The 19,178-nt window shown below is 65.9% G+C and carries 16 protein-coding genes; 11 read left to right on the plus strand and 5 right to left on the minus strand.

Annotated elements, in window-relative coordinates; translation table 11 throughout:
• The first annotated feature begins 107 nt into the window (after positions 1–107).
• A complete protein-coding gene (locus DCM79_RS31295; protein ID WP_257177862.1) occupies positions 108–641 on the plus strand; it encodes a PaaI family thioesterase in 534 nt (177 codons plus the stop codon).
• 64 nt (positions 642–705) lie between these two features.
• Positions 706–1,323, plus strand: coding sequence for a TetR/AcrR family transcriptional regulator (locus DCM79_RS31300; protein WP_257177863.1), 618 nt, complete (start codon positions 706–708; stop codon positions 1,321–1,323).
• A 150-nt stretch (positions 1,324–1,473) separates the two neighbouring features.
• Here the strand turns inward: DCM79_RS31300 and DCM79_RS31305 are convergent, their stop codons facing one another.
• Positions 1,474–2,382, minus strand: coding sequence for a LysR family transcriptional regulator (locus DCM79_RS31305; RefSeq protein ID WP_257177864.1), 909 nt, complete (start codon positions 2,380–2,382; stop codon positions 1,474–1,476).
• A gap of 102 nt (positions 2,383–2,484) precedes the next feature.
• Here DCM79_RS31305 and DCM79_RS31310 point away from each other — a divergent pair, with 102 nt between their 5' ends.
• The 8 genes from DCM79_RS31310 to DCM79_RS31345 all read left to right on the plus strand — a co-directional run bounded on the left by DCM79_RS31310 (position 2,485) and on the right by DCM79_RS31345 (position 12,154).
• Entirely contained in the window at positions 2,485–3,981 is a 1,497-nt protein-coding gene (locus DCM79_RS31310; protein WP_028135797.1) for a CoA-acylating methylmalonate-semialdehyde dehydrogenase, read from the plus strand.
• Between the two features lie 183 nt (positions 3,982–4,164).
• A complete protein-coding gene (locus DCM79_RS31315; protein ID WP_257177865.1) occupies positions 4,165–5,310 on the plus strand; it encodes an isobutyryl-CoA dehydrogenase in 1,146 nt (381 codons plus the stop codon).
• Positions 5,307–6,374: an enoyl-CoA hydratase/isomerase family protein gene (locus tag DCM79_RS31320; RefSeq protein WP_257177866.1), complete on the plus strand. Its 1,068-nt coding sequence runs from the start codon at positions 5,307–5,309 to the stop codon at positions 6,372–6,374. Before DCM79_RS31315 ends, DCM79_RS31320 begins: the two co-directional genes overlap by 4 nt.
• Before the next feature lie 29 nt (positions 6,375–6,403).
• Positions 6,404–7,294 carry a 3-hydroxyisobutyrate dehydrogenase gene (mmsB, locus tag DCM79_RS31325; RefSeq protein WP_257177867.1) on the plus strand — a complete coding sequence of 297 codons (891 nt, stop codon included), beginning with the start codon at positions 6,404–6,406 and terminating at the stop codon, positions 7,292–7,294.
• Positions 7,294–9,012: an AMP-binding protein gene (locus tag DCM79_RS31330; RefSeq protein ID WP_257177868.1), complete on the plus strand. Its 1,719-nt coding sequence runs from the start codon at positions 7,294–7,296 to the stop codon at positions 9,010–9,012. Before mmsB ends, DCM79_RS31330 begins: the two co-directional genes overlap by 1 nt.
• Positions 9,013–9,142: 130 nt before the next feature.
• Entirely contained in the window at positions 9,143–9,622 is a 480-nt protein-coding gene (locus DCM79_RS31335; protein ID WP_257177869.1) for a MaoC family dehydratase, read from the plus strand.
• A 228-nt stretch (positions 9,623–9,850) separates the two neighbouring features.
• On the plus strand, positions 9,851–10,768 hold the full coding sequence (locus DCM79_RS31340; RefSeq protein WP_257177870.1) for an SDR family NAD(P)-dependent oxidoreductase: 918 nt from the start codon (positions 9,851–9,853) through the stop codon (positions 10,766–10,768).
• 144 nt (positions 10,769–10,912) lie between these two features.
• Positions 10,913–12,154, plus strand: a complete 1,242-nt coding sequence (locus tag DCM79_RS31345; protein ID WP_257177871.1) for a TIGR03862 family flavoprotein — start codon at positions 10,913–10,915, stop codon at positions 12,152–12,154.
• 92 nt (positions 12,155–12,246) lie between these two features.
• On the opposite strand, the gene DCM79_RS31350 is transcribed toward DCM79_RS31345, so the two are convergent.
• Genes DCM79_RS31350 through DCM79_RS31360 form a run of 3 tightly spaced genes read right to left on the minus strand, consistent with a single transcriptional unit; the run spans position 12,247 to position 15,635 of the window.
• Complete coding sequence (locus tag DCM79_RS31350) at positions 12,247–13,326, minus strand: D-TA family PLP-dependent enzyme (RefSeq protein WP_257177872.1); 1,080 nt, start codon at positions 13,324–13,326, stop codon at positions 12,247–12,249.
• Between the two features lie 3 nt (positions 13,327–13,329).
• On the minus strand, positions 13,330–15,141 hold the full coding sequence (locus DCM79_RS31355; protein WP_257177873.1) for an ABC-F family ATP-binding cassette domain-containing protein: 1,812 nt from the start codon (positions 15,139–15,141) through the stop codon (positions 13,330–13,332).
• A gap of 2 nt (positions 15,142–15,143) precedes the next feature.
• The gene (locus DCM79_RS31360) at positions 15,144–15,635 is read right to left on the minus strand and encodes a YaiI/YqxD family protein (RefSeq protein ID WP_257177874.1); all 492 of its coding nucleotides are present in this window, start codon (positions 15,633–15,635) and stop codon (positions 15,144–15,146) included.
• 106 nt (positions 15,636–15,741) lie between these two features.
• Here DCM79_RS31360 and DCM79_RS31365 point away from each other — a divergent pair, with 106 nt between their 5' ends.
• Positions 15,742–16,542, plus strand: a complete 801-nt coding sequence (locus tag DCM79_RS31365; RefSeq protein ID WP_257177875.1) for a hypothetical protein — start codon at positions 15,742–15,744, stop codon at positions 16,540–16,542.
• Positions 16,543–16,726: 184 nt separating this feature from the next.
• Here the strand turns inward: DCM79_RS31365 and DCM79_RS31370 are convergent, their stop codons facing one another.
• Complete coding sequence (locus DCM79_RS31370; protein ID WP_257177876.1) at positions 16,727–19,099, minus strand: xanthine dehydrogenase family protein molybdopterin-binding subunit; 2,373 nt, start codon at positions 19,097–19,099, stop codon at positions 16,727–16,729.
• Positions 19,100–19,178: the final 79 nt, after the last annotated feature.

Here is a 19,178-nt window from a genome sequence, read left to right on the forward strand (position 1 = left end):
CAGCGGTCGGTGTTACTTCCGGGCCGAAATCCCCGGCTTGTCAAGTCGCCAGTTGCCAGCGCGAAGTCCGCGGCGTAGTATGACGTACATCATTCAAAGAGGCGTCTATGACCCCTAGCGATCAACTCGACCTGTTTTCGCCGGCGCAGCGGCGTGAGCGTGTGGTGGACTGGCAGGTGCCTGCGCCGGTGGCGAGAGCGGCCATGGCGCTGTCCGGCATGGACGCCATGCTGGGCATTCGCGACGGCCGACTGCCGCCGCCGCCTTTCGCGAAACTGATCGGCTTCACCATGGCCGTGGTCGAGCCAGGCCGGATTGTCATGGAATTGGAGCCGCGTGAGGATCTTGAGAACACCATCGGCCTCATCCACGGCGCGACCGCCGCGGCGCTGCTCGATACCGCCATGGGCTGTGCGATTTCGACCCGGCTCGAGGCCGGCCAGAGCTCGGTGACCCTGGACTTGAAGCTGGCGTTCCTGCGTCCGCTCTCGGTCCGTTCCGGGCTGATCTCGGCCGAAGGCAAGGTGATCAAGCTGGGGCGGCAGACCAGCTACACCGAGGGCTTCGTCCGCGACGGCAAGGGCGCCCTCGCGGTGCATGCAACTGCAACCTTTTCCATGATCGGCAGCAACTTAACATGAATTAATGCAGCCATTTCGGCCTCCGCGTGTTATGAAATGATTTCCGACATTCAATGAGACCCGCATGCGCTATTCCCGGGAACACAAGCAGGAAACCCACGACCGTATCGTCAGGAAGGCTTCCGTGCGGCTGCGCGAGAAGGGCGCCCACGGCATCGGCGTCGCCGATCTGATGAAGGAGGCCGGCCTGACCCATGGCGGCTTCTACGCGCATTTCGACTCCCGCGAGGCGCTGGTGATCGAGGCGTTCGGTTATGCGATGGACCGCTCGATGGAGCACTGGCGCAAGATCACCGACGAGGTTTCGCCGGAAAAGCGGCTGGCGCTGATCGCGGAGGCCTATCTCTCGGCGCTGCATCGCGACAATCCCGGCCATGGCTGCTCGATTCCCGCCCTCGGTGCCGAGATCGCCCGCGAGAGCCCGAAGGCGCGCAAGGCCTTTGCCGGCAAGCTCGACGAGATGATCGAGCTGTTGGCGGACTACATCCCGAACCTGCCGCGCAAGGCCGCACGCAAGCAGGCGATCGCGACGCTGGCGACGATGGCCGGCACCATGCTGCTCGCGCGTATCGCGGGGTCGAGCGAGCTGTCCGACGAGGTGCTGAAGGCGGGCCGGGACGTTGCCCTGGAGGGCGCAAAGCGCGAGCCGAAGGTGGCGGTGACGAAGAAGGCGAAGACCTAGGCGGGGTCCTGTAGGGTGGGCAAAGCGACTTGTCCGCCGTAGCTCGAAGAGCGAAGGCGGAAGCGTGCCCACGACTTCGTTGCTATCGGAGAGATATGGTGGGCACGGCGCTCTGCGCCTTTGCCCACCCTACAGGACTACGACGCGGTGCTACCGCCCCGCAAACAACGCCCGCTCGCGCTCGACGATCTCGCCGATGTAATCCGCCACCGCGCGGATGCGCGCCAGATCCTTGCTGTCGGCGTGCATCAGCATCCAGAACGTCCGCGTGATCGAGATCTCGTCGGGCAGCACCGGAACCAGTTGCGGATAGTCGGTCGCCATGAAGTGGGGCAGCACCGCGATGCCGAAACCGGAGAGCGTGGCATTGAGCTGGGCGATCAGATTGGCGCTGCGGAAGCGCGCGGAGATCCGCGGCGACACCTGCGGCAGATAATCGAGCTCCGGCGTGAACAGGAGCTCCTCGATGTAGCCGACGAAGCGGTGCTGCGGCAGCACCTCGCGCGAGGTGATCATTGGAAAGCGGTCGAGATAGGCGGGCGCGGCATAGAGGCCGAGGCGGTAGTCGAGCAGCTTGCGGCCGACGATGCGGCCCTCCTTGGGCATGGTCAGGCTGATGGCGATGTCAGCCTCGCGCTTGGAGAGGCTGAATAGCCGCGCGGTCGCCACCAATTGCAGGTCGAGATCGGGATAACGGTCGGCGAACGGCGTCAGCCGCGGCGCCAGGAAGGCGGTGCCGAAGCCGTCGGGTGCCCCGATCCGCACCGTGCCGGTCAGCCGCGCCACCGAGCCGCCGACCTGCTCCTGGTTGGCGACGATGGTGGATTCCATGGCTTCGGCGCTGTCGGCGACGCGCTGGCCGGCCTCGGTGAGGAGATAGCCGGTCTTGCGCCGGTCAAACAGTTTTGCCGACAGGTGCCTTTCCAGCCGGTCGACCCGGCGGATCACCGTGGCATGGTCGACGCCCAGCTGTTTGGCCGCAGCCGAGACCGAGCCGCCCCGCACGATGGCCAGCACGAAGCGAAAGTCGTCCCAGTCGATAGCGCCTTGATCCAGCATTTTCGCACATCTATGGTGCATTATCTCAGACTTGAATCCTATAAAATGCAGGTCAATAGGATTTGTCAAAGCGTTCAGGCTCGGACCTCAGGAGATCATTCCATGCGTTCAATCGGACATTTCATCGGTGGCAAGGAGGTCAAGGGCACCTCTGGCCGCACCGCCGACGTTTTCGAGCCGATGACCGGTGACGTTCAGGCCAAGGTGGCGCTGGCGTCCAAGGCCGAGGTCCGCGCCGCCGTCGAGAACGCGCGCGCCGCGCAGCCAGAATGGGCCGCCACCAACCCGCAGCGCCGCGCCCGCGTCATGATGAAGTTCCTCGAGCTGGTGCAGCGCGACTACGACAAGCTCGCCGAATTGCTGGCCCGCGAGCACGGCAAGACCGTGCCGGACGCCAAGGGCGACATCCAGCGTGGCCTCGAGGTCGCGGAGTTCGCCTGCGGCATCCCGCACCTGATGAAGGGCGAATACACGGAAGGAGCAGGTCCCGGCATCGACATCTATTCGATGCGCCAGCCGCTCGGCGTCGTCGCCGGCATCACCCCGTTCAATTTTCCGGCGATGATCCCGATGTGGAAGTTCGCGCCGGCGATCGCCTGCGGCAACGCCTTCATCCTCAAGCCGTCAGAGCGCGATCCCGGCGTGCCGATGCTGCTCGCTGAGCTCATGATGGAAGCGGGCCTGCCGGCCGGCATCCTCAATGTCGTCAACGGCGACAAGGAGGCGGTCGACGCCATCCTCGACGACCCCGACATCAAGGCCATCGGCTTCGTCGGCTCCACCCCGATCGCGCAGTACATCTACGAGCGCGCCGCGCAAACCGGCAAGCGCTGCCAGTGCTTCGGCGGCGCCAAGAACCACGCCATCATCATGCCCGACGCCGACATGGACCAGGCGGTCGACGCGCTGATTGGCGCCGGCTACGGCTCGGCCGGCGAGCGCTGCATGGCTGTCTCGGTCGCGGTCCCCGTCGGCAAGTCCACTGCCGATCGGCTGATGGAAAAGCTGATCCCGCGCGTCGAGAGCCTCAAGATCGGCACCTCGATCGATCCGTCCGCCGATTACGGTCCGCTGGTCACGCGCGAGGCGGTCGAGAAGGTCAAGAGCTACATCGACATCGGCATCAAGGAAGGCGCCACGCTCGCGGTCGACGGCCGCGGCTTCAAGATGCAGGGCTACGAGAAGGGCTTCTATCTTGGCGGCTCGCTGTTCGACAACGTCACCAAGGACATGCGGATCTACAAGGAAGAGATTTTCGGCCCGGTGCTCTCGGTGGTGCGCGCGCACGATTACAAGGAAGCGCTGGCGCTGCCGTCGGAGCACGACTACGGCAACGGCGTTGCCATCTTCACCCGCGACGGCGATGCCGCGCGCGACTTCGCGGCCAAGGTGAACGTCGGCATGGTCGGCATCAACGTGCCGATCCCGGTTCCGATCGCCTATTACACCTTCGGCGGCTGGAAGAAGTCGGGCTTCGGCGATCTCAACCAGCACGGTCCGGATTCGGTCCGTTTCTACACCAAGACCAAGACCGTGACCTCGCGCTGGCCGTCCGGCGTCAAGGAAGGTGCGGAATTCTCGATCCCGCTGATGAAGTGACGCGGTCGGCGTGAGCTGCAGCGGCGTCGGGACAACACCTCTCCCTTCGGGAGAGGTCGCGCCGAAGGCGCGGGTGAGGGGTTACGGTCTCTCATGGGAGCAGCACCCCCTCGCCCGATTTGCTGCGCAAATCGACCTCTCCCCTCCGGGGAGAAGTGACCCTATCCCGGCGGGGGCTTTGAGATGCAGTTCGCTCTGAACGAGGATCAGATCGCGGTTCGCGACATGGCACTCGCGTTTGCGGCGGAGAAGATCGCGCCGCATGCGTTGCGCTGGGACGAGGAGAAGCATTTCCCCGTCGACGTCATGCGCGAGGCCGCGACGCTCGGCATGGGCGGCATCTACATTCGCGACGATGTCGGCGGCTCCGCGATGACGCGGTTCGACGCGGCGCTGATCTTCGAGGCGCTGGCGACCGGCTGCCCGACCACCTCGGCCTTCATCTCCATCCACAACATGGCGTCCTGGATGATCGACGCCTACGGCAGCGACACCCAGCGCCATCAATGGCTGCCAAAGCTCTGCACCATGGAGCTGATCGCCAGCTACTGCCTGACCGAGCCGGGCGCCGGCTCGGACGCAGCGGCGCTGCGCACCCGCGCGGTGCGCGACGGCGACCATTACGTCCTCAACGGCCAGAAGCAGTTCATCTCCGGCGCCGGCGGCACCGATCTGCTGGTGGCGATGGTGCGCACCGGCGGTGACGGTCCCGGCGGCATCTCGACCCTCGTCATCGACGGCAAGACGCCGGGCGTCTCCTTCGGCGCCAACGAGCGCAAGATGGGCTGGAACGCGCAGCCGACCCGTGCGGTGATGTTCGAGAACGCCCGCGTGCCGGTCGCCAATCGGCTGAGCGAAGAGGGCATGGGCTTCAAGATCGCGATGGCCGGCCTCGACGGCGGCCGCCTCAACATCACGGCGTGTTCTCTTGGTGGTGCCCAAACTGCGCTCGACAAGGCGCGCGCCTACATGAAGGAGCGCAAGGCGTTCGGGAAGCGTCTCGACGAATTCCAGGCCCTGCAATTCCGCCTCGCCGACATGGCGATCGAGCTCGAGGCCGCCCGCACCTTCCTGTGGCGTGCCGCGGCGGCGCTGGACCGCAAGGACCCCGACGCCACCATGCTGTGCGCGATGGCCAAGCGGTTTGGCACCGATGTCGGCTTCGAGGTCGCCAACCATGCGCTGCAGCTTCACGGTGGCTACGGTTACCTCAGCGAGTACGGTATCGAGAAGATCGTGCGCGATCTGCGCGTGCACCAGATCCTCGAAGGCACGAATGAAATCATGCGGCTCATCGTAGCGCGCAAACTGATCGAGGGCGCGCGATGAGCGGGGTGGAAGAAGGCGATCTCATCGCCCGCGTCGAGGGGGCGGCCGGCATCATCAGGCTCAACCGTCCCAAGGCGATCAATGCCGTGACGCTGGAGATGTTTCGCGACATCGACAAGGCACTCGATCGCTTCGAGGCCGATCCTGAAGTCGCCGTGATCGTGCTGCAAGGTGCCGGCGAGCGCGGGCTCTGCGCCGGCGGGGACATCCGCGCGCTTTGGGAAAGCTCGAAGGTGAACGGCGACCTCGGCAAGATCCTGTGGCGCGAGGAATACATCCTCAACGCCCGGATCAAGAAATTTCCGAAGCCATATGTCGCCTTCATGGACGGCATCGTGATGGGCGGCGGCGTCGGTCTGTCCGCCCACGCCAGCCACCGCGTCGTCACCGATCGCACCAGGCTCGCTATGCCCGAAGTGGGTCTCGGCTTCTTCCCCGATGTCGGCGGCACCTATCTGCTCGCGCATTCGCCGGGCGAGATCGGCACCTATTTCGGGCTGACCGGCCAGACCATGAACGGGCCGGATGCGATCCATGCCAAGTTCGCCGATTGGGTCGTGCCGGCGGTGAAGCTGCCCGAGCTGCGCGAGGCCCTGACGAAGCTGGGTTCCGGCGCGACCGCCACCGACGTGAGCAAGCTCATCGGCAGCTTTTCAACCGCCGAGATCGGGGGGCCCGTGGCCGCGAAGGAGCCTGTCATCGACGCGCTGTTCGGTTTCGACCGCATGGAGGACATCGTGGCGGCGCTCGAGCGCGACGGCTCCGACTTCGCGCTGGCCACGCTCAAGACGCTCAACGAAAAATCGCCGCGCGGCATGGTGGTGACGCTGAAGCTCTTGCGGCTCGCGCGCGCTTCATCGAGCCTGGAGGAGTGTTTGGTGCGGGAATACCGCGCCGCGCTGGAAGTCTTCCGCAGCGATGATTTTCGCGAAGGCGTGCGCGCCGCCGTGATCGACAAGGACCGCAACCCGACCTGGTCGCCGCGAAGAATCGAGGATGTGACGCCGGAGATGCTGGCGCCGTATCTCGCCGAGATCGGCGCAGACGAGCTGAAGTTTACTTAACAAACAACGCGACAGCGGAGGAAACGACAATGGCCACGATCGCATTCATTGGTCTGGGCAACATGGGTGGCCCGATGGCGGCTAACCTCGTCAAGGCCGGCCACAAGGTGGTGGCATTCGACCTCGTCGAAGCCTCGCGTAATCAGGCCAAGGCCGATGGCGCCGGCATTGCCGACAGTGCATCCGCTGCGGTGAAAGGCGCCGATGTCGTCGTCACCATGCTTCCCGCGGGCAAGCACGTGCTCGGTGTCTGGAACGAGGTCGTTCCTGCCATGACCAAGGGCGCGCTGATCATCGACAGCTCCACCATCGACGTCGAGAGCGCGAGGGCCGCACATGTGCTGGCCGCGAAGCACGGCGTGCTTTCGGTCGATGCGCCCGTCTCCGGCGGCACCGGCGGCGCCAAGGGCGCGACGCTCACTTTCATGTGCGGCGGGGAGGAGAAGGCGTTTGCCGCGGCCAAGCCGGTGCTGGAGAACATGGGCAAGAAGATCGTGCATTGCGGCGGCGCCGGCGCCGGCCAGGCGGCAAAAATCTGCAACAACATGATCCTCGGCATCTCCATGATCGCTGTCAGCGAGGCCTTTGCACTCGGTGAGAAGCTCGGTCTTTCGCATCAGGCGCTGTTCGACGTCGCCTCGACCTCCTCGGGCCAGTGCTGGTCGCTGACGACCTATTGCCCGGTGCCGGGCCCGGTGCCGACCTCGCCCGCCAACAACGACTACAAGCCGGGCTTCGCTTCGGCGCTGATGGTGAAGGATTTGACGCTGGCGCAGGATGCCGCCAAGGCTGCCGGTGCCGCCACGCCGCTCGGCAAGCATGCGCAGGAGATCTATCAGTCTTTCGACGCAGCCGGCCAGGGTGGGGTGGATTTTTCCGGAATTATCAAGCACGTTAGGAGTCTGGCCGGGAAAGCTTGATGACGACATTCCAGGAAGCGCGCGCGTTCCTTCTGCAACATCGCACGGATTACGAGACGGCGGTCCAAGACTTCCGTTGGCCGGATCCGGTCCCCTTCAACTGGGCACTCGACTGGTTCGACGCCGAGCTGGCAACCAATGCGGAGAGCAGGGATCGTCCCGCGCTCTGGATCGTCGATGCCGCACAGGACCGCCAGACAAAGCTATCCTTTGCGGCGCTCTCCAAGCGCTCCAACCAAGTCGCGAATTTCCTCCGCGCGCAAGGCCTAAAGCGCGGCGATCATCTGCTGCTGCTGCTCGGCAATGTGGTTCCGCTGTGGGAGACCATGCTGGCGGCGATGAAGCTCGGCGTCGTCGTGATTCCCGCAACCACGCTGCTCACGGCGGATGAGCTACGCGACCGGCTCGATCGCGGAAAGGCCAAGGCGGTGGTTGCCGCCGAGGATCAGGTCGCGAAATTTGCGAGCCTTGGTGTGGACAACATCGCTCGCATCGCGGTCGGCGCGGCCTCCGACGGATGGCTGTCATACGATGACGCGGCAAAGGCTTCCGAAAGTTTTGCTGCCGACGGTTTAACCAACGCCGACGACCCGATGCTGCTCTATTTCACCTCGGGCACGACGGCGAAGCCGAAACTCGTCCGGCACAGCCAGCGCAGCTATCCCGTCGGCCATCTCTCGACCATGTACTGGATCGGGCTGAAGCCCGGGGACGTCCATCTCAACATTTCCTCGCCCGGCTGGGCCAAGCACGCCTGGAGCTGCTTCTTCGCGCCGTGGAATGCGGGCGCGACCGTGTTCGTGGTCAACCAGCCGCGCTTCGATGCGAAAGGCCTGCTCGCCACCATCGGCCGCTGCGGCGTCACCACGCTGTGTGCGCCGCCGACGGTGTGGCGGCTGTTCATCCAGGAGAATCTGGCCGCGTTCAAGGTGAGCTTGCGCGAGGTCTGCGGCGCCGGCGAGCCGCTCAACCCTGAAGTGATCGACCAGGTGCGGGCGGCCTGGGGCCTCACCATCCGCGACGGTTATGGCCAGACCGAAACCACTGCGCTCGCCGGCAACTCGCCGGGTCAGAAGATCAAGATCGGCTCGATGGGCCGGCCGCTGCCGGGCTATCGCGTGCAGATCAGCGACGCCGACGGCCATCCCGCCAGGGAAGGCGAGGTCACACTGGTGCTCGGCGCCGCGCGGCCCGCCGGCCTGATGCAGGGTTACCAGGGCGACGACGGCAAGCTGTCCGGCGCCGAAGGCGAGCTCTATCGCAGCGGCGACGTCGTGTTCGAGGACGACGAGGGCTATCTCACCTTCGTCGGCCGCTCCGACGACGTGTTCAAGTCGTCCGATTACCGCATCAGCCCGTTCGAGCTCGAGAGCGTGCTGCTCGAGCACGAGCTCGTCGCGGAAGCCGCGGTGGTGCCGAGCCCGGACCCGATCCGCCTTGCCGTTCCCAAGGCCTTCGTGCTGCTGACCTCGGGCACGGAGCGGACGCCGGAGACGGCACTCTCCATCTTCAGGCATCTGCATAGCCGGCTGGCTCCGTTCAAGCGTATCCGCCGCCTCGAAATCGTCACCGAGCTGCCGAAGACGATCTCTGGCAAAATCCGTCGCGTGCAGCTACGACGGCTCGAACGCGACGACGATCGCGACGATCCCCTGCGCGGCCGCGAATTCCGTGAGGAGGATTTTCCGGAGCTGGTGAAGGCACGGGGCGAAAGTTAGTGAGATTTCGTCATTCCGGGGCGCGCGAAGCGCGAGCCCGGAATCCATTTCGCAGCAGGCTCTGCGGCGCGATGGATTCCGGGCTCGATGCTCCGCATCGCCCCGGAATGACGGCACCAGGAGTGACCAAATGAACCAAATCTGGAAGTCGCCGCCGATCACGCTCGAGGCCTATCAGGCCCTGGTCGGCAAGGAGATCGGCGTGTCGTCATGGCATCTGATCGACCAGCCCCGCATCGACACCTATGCCGACGTCACCGAGGATCACCAGTTCATCCACATCGATCCGGAGCGCGCCAGGAAGGAAACCGCGTTTGGCACCACCATCGCGCACGGCTTCCTGACCATGTCGATGTTGTCGGTGATGTCCTATGAAGTGATGCCGGCGATCGCCGGCACCACGATGGGCGTCAATTACGGCTTCGACAAGCTGCGCTTCATCTCGCCGGTGCGCGCGGGCAAGCGCATCCGCGGCCGTTTCGTGCTGGCGGAAACCAAGCTGCGCAAGCCGAACGAATTGCAGTCCCGCACCAACGTCACGGTCGAGATCGAAGGCGAGGACAAGCCGGCGCTGGCCGCGGACTGGCTGGGGTTGATCTATTTCGCGTAACTCCGCCTGTCGTGGCTGGGCTTGACCCGGCAACCCATCGCTGCTCAAAAAGCAACCCAGAGCGGGGTTCACCCTCTCCCCTTGTGGGAGAGGGTGCCTCGCGGGACGCGAGGCGGGTGAGGGAGTCTCTCTCCGCGGACTCGCTCGTAGAAGCAAACCCCTCATCCGGCGCTTCGCGCCACCTTCTCCCGCAAGGAGAGAAGGAAGAAGGAAGCAGGAACTGCACTCATGGCAATCAGGTTCGACGGACGCGTCGCCATCGTCACCGGCGCGGGCAATGGTCTTGGCAAGGCGCATGCGCTGGGGCTGGCGAGCCGCGGCGCCAAAGTCGTCGTCAACGATTTCGGCGGCGCGCGCGACGGCACCGGCGGTTCGCTGTCGCCGGCCGAAGCCGTGGTCGAGGAAATTCGCAAGGCCGGCGGCACGGCGATGGCCGACGGCGCTGATGTCTCGAACTTCGAACAGGTCACCGCCATGGTCGAGCGCGCCACCAAGGAATGGGGCAGCGTCGACCTCTTGTGCGCCAATGCCGGCATTCTGCGCGACAAGTCATTCGGCAAGATGGAGGCGGCCGATTTCCAGAAGGTGCTGGACGTGCACCTCGTCGGCACCTTCTATTGCTGCAAGGCGGCCTGGGCCGGCATGCGCGACCGCAATTACGGTCGCATCGTGCTGACGACCTCGTCCTCCGGCCTCTACGGCAATTTCGGCCAGGCCAATTACGGCGCGGCGAAGTCGGGCATGGTCGGCCTGATGAACGTGCTTGCGGAAGAGGGCCGCAAGAACGACATCCGCGTCAACATCATCTCGCCGACGGCCGCGACCCGCATGACCGAGGAGCTGCTGCCGCCGCAGGCGCTGCAGCTGATGAAGCCGAACGCGATCACGCCCGCGGTCGAGTACATGCTCAGCGAGGACGCCCCGACCCGCACCATCATGGGCGCCGGCGCCGGCTCCTTCGCCGTGATCAAGATTTTGGAGAGCGAGGGCATCAACCTGCCGGAGTCCGAATGGACGCCCGACGCCGTCGCCGCGCATTTCGCCGAGATCAGCGACATGTCGAAGGCCAGGGCGCTGACGGGCGCGTTCGAGCAGACGCAGAAATACGTGGCGCAGGCCGCGGCGCGGGCGGGGATCAAGCTCTAAGTTGTCATTCCGGGGCGTCGCAAAGCGACGAACCCGGAATCCATTGCTCCTCAGAGTCCGCCGCCTGATGGATTCCGGGTTCGCGCCAAGTGGCGCGCCCCGGAATGACGAGCGAGGCGTGAGAATCTGCCCTAAACTCCCGCCATGACCTCAACCCATAACGACATCGCCGTCATCGGTGCCGGTCCCGCCGGGCTGATGGCGGCGGAGGTGCTGGCGCAGGGCGGCGCGCGCGTCACCGTCTATGACGCGATGCCGTCCGCGGGCCGCAAATTCCTGATGGCGGGCCGGGGCGGGCTCAATCTCACCCACAGCGAACAGCTCGCCCAGTTCATGGCGCGCTACCGCGAGGCGGCACCGAATCTGCAAGCGGCGATCGCGGCGTTCTCGCCCGAGGCGCTGCGGGCGTGGAGTGAAGCATTGGGCGAGCCGACCTTCGTCGGCAGCAGCGGCCGGGTGTTTCCGAACGCGTTCAAGGCTTCGCCCTTGCTGCGCGCCTGGCTGCGGCGCCTCGACGCCAGCGGGGTGCGGTTTGCCTTCCGGCATCGCTGGACCGGATGGGACGGCGAGGGGCGGCTGCTGTTTCGAACGCCCGATGGCGAGGCGGCGGTCGTTGCCGACGCCACGGTCCTCGCGCTTGGCGGCGCGAGCTGGCCGCGGCTCGGCTCGGATGGCGGCTGGGTCGGGCACCTCGCTGCCAGGGGCATTGCCATTTCCAGACTGCGGCCCGCCAATTCCGGCTTCACGGTCGCCTGGTCAAACGTGTTCCGCGATCGCTTCGAGGGACAGCCGCTCAAGGGTGTAGCGCTGACGATCGGTGCACACACGGTGCGCGGTGAAGCCATGATCACCCGCAGCGGCATCGAAGGCGGGGCGGTCTACGCGCTGTCGGCGGAGCTGCGCGAAGCCGTGCTCGAACTCGGCCACGCGACGTTGATGATCGCATTGCGGCCCGACCTCGATGCCGGCGCGTTGACGACGCGGCTATCAGGCACGCGCGGCAAGCAATCCCTGGCGAATTTCTTGCGCAAGGCCGCGCAAGTGTCGCCGGTCGGCATCGGCCTGATGCAGGAGGCCGCCATTGCGTCCGGCCGAACGCTGGCCTCGTTCGCGCCGGCGGAGCTTGCGCAGCTGATCAACGCCATTCCGGTGCAGCTCACAGGCATAGCCCCGATCGAGCGCGCGATCTCGACCGCGGGCGGCATCACCTTCGACGAGCTCGACGACCGCTTCATGCTACGCAAATTGCCGGGCGTGTTCGCCGCCGGCGAGATGCTGGACTGGGAAGCGCCGACCGGCGGTTATCTGCTGCAGGCCTCGTTCGCGACGGGGGCTGCGGCGGGCAGGGGTGTGCTCAGGTGGCTCGCCCAATTGCAGAAATCGTAGGGTAGGCAAAGGCGCAAAGCGCCGTGCCCACGAGTTCGCGCGTAAGGGGCTCATGGTGGGCACGCTTCGCTTTGCCCACCCTACGGCAGCCGCTACCGCAGCTTCCCCCGCGCCGCTACCGGCAGCGTGCCGATGATCTCCTCGCCGCGGACCATCACGACCTCGTCCATCATGTTGACGACGACACAGACATGGTTCGGCACGATGCGGACGACGTCGCCGACATTGGGCCGGGTGTTGCTGCGGGAGAGATCGAGGAAGCCGTGTTCCTCGGCGAACTTCGCGATCTTGGCCTCGGGGTGCTCCAGGATCAGGCCGTGGCCGTCGAGCCCGCCGGCATCCGTCGTCAGCGTCTTCGAGCCGGCATCGAGGATGCCGCGCTCGGGCGCGGCGCGGCTCACCACCGTGGAGTAGACATGTAGCGCGCAGTCGTCCCAGGTCGCCGAGCCCGCGGCGACCTGCATGCGGTCGTTATAGATGTAGGTGCCGAAGCGGTGCTCGGTGCCGCCCTTGAGCTTGCCGATGTTGATGAGGTTCGGCGTGCCGCCGGTCGAGACGATTTTTGCGTCCAGCCCGTGCGCGCGCACGCCGGCCAGCGCCTCGTCGTAGAATTTCTGCGCGTCCGCCCAGCCGTTCTCGGTCGGATAGAGCATGAAGCCAGCGAATTCGAGCCCCTTGGACCCGGCGATCTCGCGCGCCAGCGCAATGGCTTCGGCCGGCGTTTCGACGCCGGCGCGCTTGCGCCCCGTATCGCACTCGACCACGACAGAGAGCGGGCGGCCGGACGCCGCGGCAGCCTTGGGCAGTCCCGCAACGACGGTCGAATTGTCAGCGGCCACCGTCATGTTGGCCTTGGCCTGCAGCGCCCCGAGGCGCGCCATCTTCTCGTCGCCGATCAGGTTGTAGCTGATCAGGATGTCGTCGATGCCGGCATTGGCCATGATCTCGGCTTCGCCGAGCTTCTGGCAAGTGATGCCCTTGGCGCCGGCCGCGATCTGCATCTTCGCGATGCTCGGATTCTTGTGCGTCTTGATATGCGGACGGTTGGCGATGCCGGCGTCGTCGCAGGCCTTCTGGATCCGCGCGATATTGCGCTCGACCCGGTCCATGTCGATGACGGCGCAGGGCGTGCCGTATTCGCGGGCGATCTTGGCGGCAAGGGTTGTTGTCATAAGCTATGCCTGTTCTATCTCTTCGCGAAGCATTTCCAGTTCGAGCCAGCGCTCTTCGGCGGCCGACAGCTCTTCGTGTGCCTTGGCGATGGCGGCCGACGTATCGTCGAATTTTTTGCGATCCTTGGTATAAAGATTGGGATCGTCGAGCACGCGCTGCAGCTTGGCGATATCGGCCTGCAACGTCTCCATCTTTCTCGGCAGGGTTTCCAGTGCGTGCTTCTCATTGAAGCTCAGCTTCCGCTTCGGCGCGGAGGTGGGAGCAGCGGAGCGCTCCTCTTTCTTTTCCGCAACCGGTTGCGCTTTCGCCGTCTCGCGCTTGAGGTCTGCACCCCGCTGGCTCAGCATGTCGCTGTAGCCGCCGGCATATTCGGTCCACTTGCCGTTGCCCTCGGGCGCGATCACGGAAGTGACGACGCGGTCGAGGAAGTCGCGGTCGTGGCTGATCAGGATCACCGTGCCCTCGTAGTCGCCGAGCATCTCCTCGAGCACGTCGAGGGTTTCGAGATCGAGGTCGTTGGTCGGCTCGTCCAGCACCAGGAGGTTCGAGGGCTTGGCCAGCGCGCGCGCCAGCATCAAGCGGCCGCGCTCGCCGCCGGAGAGCACCTCCACCGGCGTGCCGCGCTGCTCCTGCGCGAACAAGAAGTCCTTCATGTAGCCGACGACGTGCTTCGGCTTGCCGCCGACCATGATCTGATCACCGCGTCCGCCGGTCAGGGCCTCCGCCAGTGTCGACTTGGGGTCGAGGCTTTCGCGGTGCTGGTCGAGCGTGGCTACCTCCAGATTGGCGCCGAGACGTATCGTCCCGGAATCCGGCTGCATGCCGCCCGTGAGCAAATTGACCAGCGTGGTCTTGCCGGCGCCGTTCGGCCCGATGATGCCGAGGCGGTCGCCGCGCTGGATGCGGGTCGAAAAATTGTCGACGATCTTGCGCTCGCCATAGGCCTTGGTGATGCCCTTCGCCTCGATCACCAGCTTGCCGGATTGCTCGGCTTCGCTGGCTGCGAGGCTGGCGGTGCCGGCCGTGCCGCGATAATTGCGACGCTGGTCGCGTAGCGCATGCAAATTGGCGAGGCGCTTGACGTTGCGCTTGCGCCGGCCGGAGACGCCGTGGCGCAGCCAGTGCTCCTCGTCGACGATCTTGCGGTCGAGCTTGTGCTGGTCGCGCTCTTCCTCCGCCAGCACCTCGTCGCGCCAGCTCTCGAACGAGGCAAAGCCGCGGTCGATCTGCTTGATCCGGCCGCGGTCGAGCCAGGCGGTGGAGCGCGACAGATTGGTCAGGAAGCGGCGGTCATGGCTGATGATCACCAGCGCGCTGCGGCGGCCGTCGAGCTCGCCTTCCAGCCATTCGATGGTGGCGAGATCGAGATGGTTGGTCGGCTCGTCCAGCAGCAGAATGTCAGGCGAGGGCGCCAGCACATAGGCCAGCGCCGCGCGGCGGGCCTCGCCGCCGGAGAGGTCGTGCGGGTTCTCCTCGCCGGTGAGGCCGAGCTGCTCCAGGAGATAGCGCGCCTGATGCTGGTCGTCGCCGGGCGCGAGCCCGGACTCGACGTAAGCAAGCGTGGTCTTGTGCGCGCCGAAATCAGGCTCCTGCGGCAGATAGCGCACGGTGGCGCCGGGCTGCACGAAGCGCGTGCCGCCATCGGGCTCGACCAGGCCGGCCGCGATCTTCAGCAGCGTCGATTTGCCGGAGCCGTTGCGGCCGATCAGGCAGACCCGCTCGGATGGCGCGACGTTGAGCTCGACACCCGACAGCAGCGGCGTGCCGCCGAAGGTCAGCCTGATGTCTTTGAGTTGGATCAGCGGCGGCGCCATGGTCAGCCCTGACTGGTTGCGGCTGCATCGGCGCGACGCCGAGCGATCCGCCGCAGCGTCTGGTCGAGTGCGGACAGGAAGGCAGAGCGGTCGCGCGGCGCGAATGATCTGGGGCCGCCCGTAACCTCGCCGGCCGAGCGCAGATCCGTCATCAGATTGCGCACCGCCAACGTCATCCCGATTGACTCTTCGGTGAACGGCTTGCCGTTCGGCGCGAGCACGTCGGCGCCGGCCTTGACGCAGCGGCTGGCGAGCGGAATGTCCGAGGTCACCACGACGTCGCCGGGGCGGGCGCGCTCCGCGATCCAGTCGTCGGCCGCGTCCATGCCGCTCCCTGCGGCAATGCGCTCGATCAGCGGGTCCTGCGGCACACGGATGAAATTGCCGGCGACCACGCTGACGGGCACGCCGTGCCGGATCGCCACGCGGTAGATCTCGTCCTTCACCGGACAGGCGTCGGCATCGACATAGATGCGGGTGGGGGTGTCGGTCATTCGCCGCGTGGTACCCCATCCGGGCCGCAAAGGCGAGGGGATTGACCGCTGTTCCCCCGGGCCTACGATCGGCCCTGCAGCAACAAGAATATGGGGAACGCCAGCCATGCCGAACCGGCTCGAAACCTACCGCGTCGAGGCCTACAACACCGCCAAGCAATCCGAAAACAAGATGCACGACGACAAGGTGGCGCAGCGCTTCGGCTTTTCCGGCGGGCTGGTGCCGGGCGTCGACGTCTTCGCCTACATGATGCACGTCCCGATCGCCCGCTGGGGGCGCGATTTCCTGGCGCGCGGATTGATCGAGGCGCGCTTCATCAAGCCGGTCTATGACGGCGAGACCGCCGATGTCGACGCCACCGAGCACGAGGGCTTGCTGACCATCGAGGTGTTCAGTCGTACCGAGCTCTGCGCGACCGGGACGGCGTCACTGCCGGCGTCCGCGCCGGCAGTGTCGCTGGACGACTATGTCGCGGTGCCCGTGGTGGCCGAGCGCAAGCCGGTCGGTCCCGCGACGTTCGAGACGGGCAAATGGCTGGGCACGGCGCCGCGCCGCTGGATTGGGCGGGACGCGGCGGATTATCTCACCGACATCAGGGAGAACGATCCGATCTTCGCGCGTGAGGGGCTTGGCCATCCCGGCCTGATCCAGCGCGTGATGAACCGCGTGCTCGTGGACAACACCATCCTGGGCCCGTGGATCCACGTCGGCAGCCGCATGCAATTGCTGTCGGCCGCACGCGCCGGCGACGAGATCACCGCGCGGGCAAAAGTCACCGCGAATTACGAGAAGAAGGGCCACCGCTTCGTCGAGCTCGACGCGCTGGTCGTCGCCAACGGCACCACGCCGCTGGCCCATTGCCAACACACCGCGATCTACCAGCCGCGCGAGCAGGCGGCGGCGTAGCGAAGACCGGGCAAGGCGACGCCAGTCGCGCCAAAGGCGGTGTCATGCCCCGGCTCGTCCGGGGCATCCAGTACGCCGCGGCCTCTCGCTTCCAGCCGCGCAATCTCTGGAATACTGGATCGTCCGCCTTCGCGGACGATGACAGTTGTGGGTGTGGAGGCGGCGAGCGTCCCTCCGGCAGCCCCTACGCCGCCTTGGCCTTCGCGTCCTGGATCGCACGCCACACCCGCTCCGGGGTCAGCGGCATGTCGATGTGCTTGATGCCATACTCCGACAGCGCATCGATCACCGCGTTCACCACCGTCGACAGGCTGCCGGCGCAGCCGGCTTCGCCGCAGCCCTTGCTGCCGAGCGGGTTGGTCGTGGCGGGGACCGGATGATCGCCGATCGTCATGTTCGGGACGTCCTCGGCGCGGGGCAGGGCGTAGTCCATCAGCGAGCCCGTGATCGGCTGGCCGCTGTCGTCGTAGCGGATCTGCTCCATCAGCGCCTGGCCGATGCCTTGCACGACGCCGCCGTGGAGCTGGCCCGCGACCAGCATCGGGTTGATCACAGTGCCGAAATCGTTGACCGCGCTGTAGCGCACGATCTGCACCACGCCGGTGTCCGGATCGATCTCGACCTCGGCGACGTGGCAGCCGTTCGGGAACGCCGAGGCGATCGGCTCGCTGGTGTGATCGACATCGAGATTGTCAGGCACGCCCTCCGGCACCTTGCCGTCATGCAAGCGCTTGGCGAGCTCCATGATGTCGATGCTGCGATCGGTGCCGGCGATGGTGAACCTGCCGCCTTCGAACTCGATGTCGGCCTCCGACGCTTCGAGCAGGTGCGCCGCCGCGCGCTTGCCTTTCTCGATGACGAGCTTGGCAGCGCCTACGATGGCCTGGCCGCTGGCCATGATCGAGCGCGATCCGCCGGTGCCGTTGCCGGTGTGGACGATGTCGCTGTCGCCCTGGACCAGCTTGATGCTGTCGAAGGGCACCCCGAGCTGCGCGCTCAGCACCTGTGCGAACGGGGTGGCATGGCCCTGGCCGTAATCGAGCGTGCCGGTGATGAGCTGCACGGTGCCGTCAGCATCGAATACGATCTTGCCAAGCTCGGGGCTCGGCGGCGCCGTGACCTCGAGATAGGAGCCGACCGCGATGCCGCGCAGCTTGCCGGCCTTCCTGCTCTCCTTCTTGCGCTTGGCGAAGTTCTCGTGGTCGGATATCTCGAGCGCCTTGTTGAACACGGCCTGGAAGTCGCCGCTGTCATAGGTGACGCCGGAGGAGGCCGCGAACGGGATCTGGTTCGGCTTGATGAAGTTGCGCTTGCGCAAGGTCAGCCGGTTGATGCCCATCTCGTCGGCGGCGCGGTCGATCAGCCGTTCCATGTAATAATTGGCCTCGGGCCGGCCGGCGCCGCGATAGGCGCCCATCAGCGTGGTGTTGGTCAGCACCACCTTGATGTCGACCGCCATCAGCGGCGTCCGGTAAACGCTGGAAAAATTCTTGCCGGTGTTGAGCGAGAGCGGCCCGGGCGCGACGCCGGTGATGTAGGCGCCGACATTGCCGTAGCCGGACAGCCTGGCCGCGAGGAAATGCCCCTCGGCATCGAGTGCGAGCTCGGCATGGATCTTCTGCGCGCGGCCGTGGCTGTCGGAGAGGAAGGCGGTCGAGCGCTCGTCGAGCCATTTCACCGGCCGGCCCAGCGCCTTCGCCGCATACAGGATGCACATGTATTCGGGATAGTTGATGTTCTTCATGCCGAAGGAGCCGCCGACATTGGCGGTGAGGATACGCACCTTCTCGTTCGGCACTTTCAGGTTCTTGGCGAGGTTGGCGCGGTTGCCAGCCACGCCCTGCGTCGGCACCTGCAGCGTGTAGCGCTCGGTTGTCTTGTCGTAGGAGGCCAGCCCAACGCGAGGCTCCATCGAGACCACGGCGACGCGGGTGTTCTCGATATCGATCCTGGTGACGTGGGCGGCGCTGGCGAAGGCCGCGTTGACCTTGTCGACGTCGCCATAATGGTAGTCGAGCACGACGTTATCAGGGATGTGCTCATAGAGCTGCGGCGCGCCGGGCTTGGCGGCTTCCTCGGGGTCGGTCACCGCCGGCAGCGGCTCGACCTCGAGCTCAATCGCCTCGGCGGCATCGCGGGCCTGCGCCAGCGTCTCCGCCACCACGAAGGCGACGGGATCGCCGACGAAGCGGACCTTGTCGGTCGCCAGCGGCTGGCGGTTGGTCTGCAGCAGGGGCGAGCCGTCGCGGCTCTTCAGCGGCAGGCCGCAGGTGAAGGGGCCGTAGCCGGCGGCGTCGAGATCCTTGCCGGTCCACACGCCCAGCACGCCGGGCATCGCCTTGGCGGCATCGATCCCGATGCCGCGGATGAGGCCATGGGCGTGGGTGGAACGGACCACCACGGCATAGGCCTGGCCGGGCAGGTTGAAATCGTCGGTATAGCGGCCCTTGCCGCGCACCAGCGTGTCGTCCTCCTTGCGGCGGACGGGCTGCCCGACGCCATATTTTTGCAGTGCAATAGCGTTCTCGAGCGTGGACGATTTGGTGTGTTCTTGCATGGAATTGACCTGAAAAGCCGGCATTTGCGCAATTTCGCGGCAGCATGGCACCGGACTCTTCTGAGATAACCCACGACCC

Source organism: Bradyrhizobium sp. WBOS07 (genome assembly GCF_024585165.1).
GTDB classification, from domain to species: Bacteria; Pseudomonadota; Alphaproteobacteria; order Rhizobiales; family Xanthobacteraceae; genus Bradyrhizobium; species Bradyrhizobium japonicum_B.

Coding starts and splice junctions, on each gene's coding strand:
- DCM79_RS31350 (WP_257177872.1), bottom strand. CDS start 13,326: ATGACAACAACCCTTGCCGCCAAGATCGCCCGCGAATACGGCACGCCC.
- DCM79_RS31335 (WP_257177869.1), top strand. CDS start 9,143: ATGAACCAAATCTGGAAGTCGCCGCCGATCACGCTCGAGGCCTATCAG.
- DCM79_RS31295 (WP_257177862.1), top strand. CDS start 108: ATGACCCCTAGCGATCAACTCGACCTGTTTTCGCCGGCGCAGCGGCGT.
- DCM79_RS31365 (WP_257177875.1), top strand. CDS start 15,742: ATGCCGAACCGGCTCGAAACCTACCGCGTCGAGGCCTACAACACCGCC.
- DCM79_RS31300 (WP_257177863.1), top strand. CDS start 706: ATGCGCTATTCCCGGGAACACAAGCAGGAAACCCACGACCGTATCGTC.
- DCM79_RS31330 (WP_257177868.1), top strand. CDS start 7,294: ATGACGACATTCCAGGAAGCGCGCGCGTTCCTTCTGCAACATCGCACG.
- DCM79_RS31355 (WP_257177873.1), bottom strand. CDS start 15,141: ATGGCGCCGCCGCTGATCCAACTCAAAGACATCAGGCTGACCTTCGGC.
- DCM79_RS31370 (WP_257177876.1), bottom strand. CDS start 19,099: ATGCAAGAACACACCAAATCGTCCACGCTCGAGAACGCTATTGCACTG.
- DCM79_RS31320 (WP_257177866.1), top strand. CDS start 5,307: ATGAGCGGGGTGGAAGAAGGCGATCTCATCGCCCGCGTCGAGGGGGCG.
- DCM79_RS31305 (WP_257177864.1), bottom strand. CDS start 2,382: ATGCTGGATCAAGGCGCTATCGACTGGGACGACTTTCGCTTCGTGCTG.
- mmsB (WP_257177867.1), top strand. CDS start 6,404: ATGGCCACGATCGCATTCATTGGTCTGGGCAACATGGGTGGCCCGATG.
- DCM79_RS31310 (WP_028135797.1), top strand. CDS start 2,485: ATGCGTTCAATCGGACATTTCATCGGTGGCAAGGAGGTCAAGGGCACC.
- DCM79_RS31340 (WP_257177870.1), top strand. CDS start 9,851: ATGGCAATCAGGTTCGACGGACGCGTCGCCATCGTCACCGGCGCGGGC.
- DCM79_RS31345 (WP_257177871.1), top strand. CDS start 10,913: ATGACCTCAACCCATAACGACATCGCCGTCATCGGTGCCGGTCCCGCC.
- DCM79_RS31315 (WP_257177865.1), top strand. CDS start 4,165: ATGCAGTTCGCTCTGAACGAGGATCAGATCGCGGTTCGCGACATGGCA.
- DCM79_RS31360 (WP_257177874.1), bottom strand. CDS start 15,635: ATGACCGACACCCCCACCCGCATCTATGTCGATGCCGACGCCTGTCCG.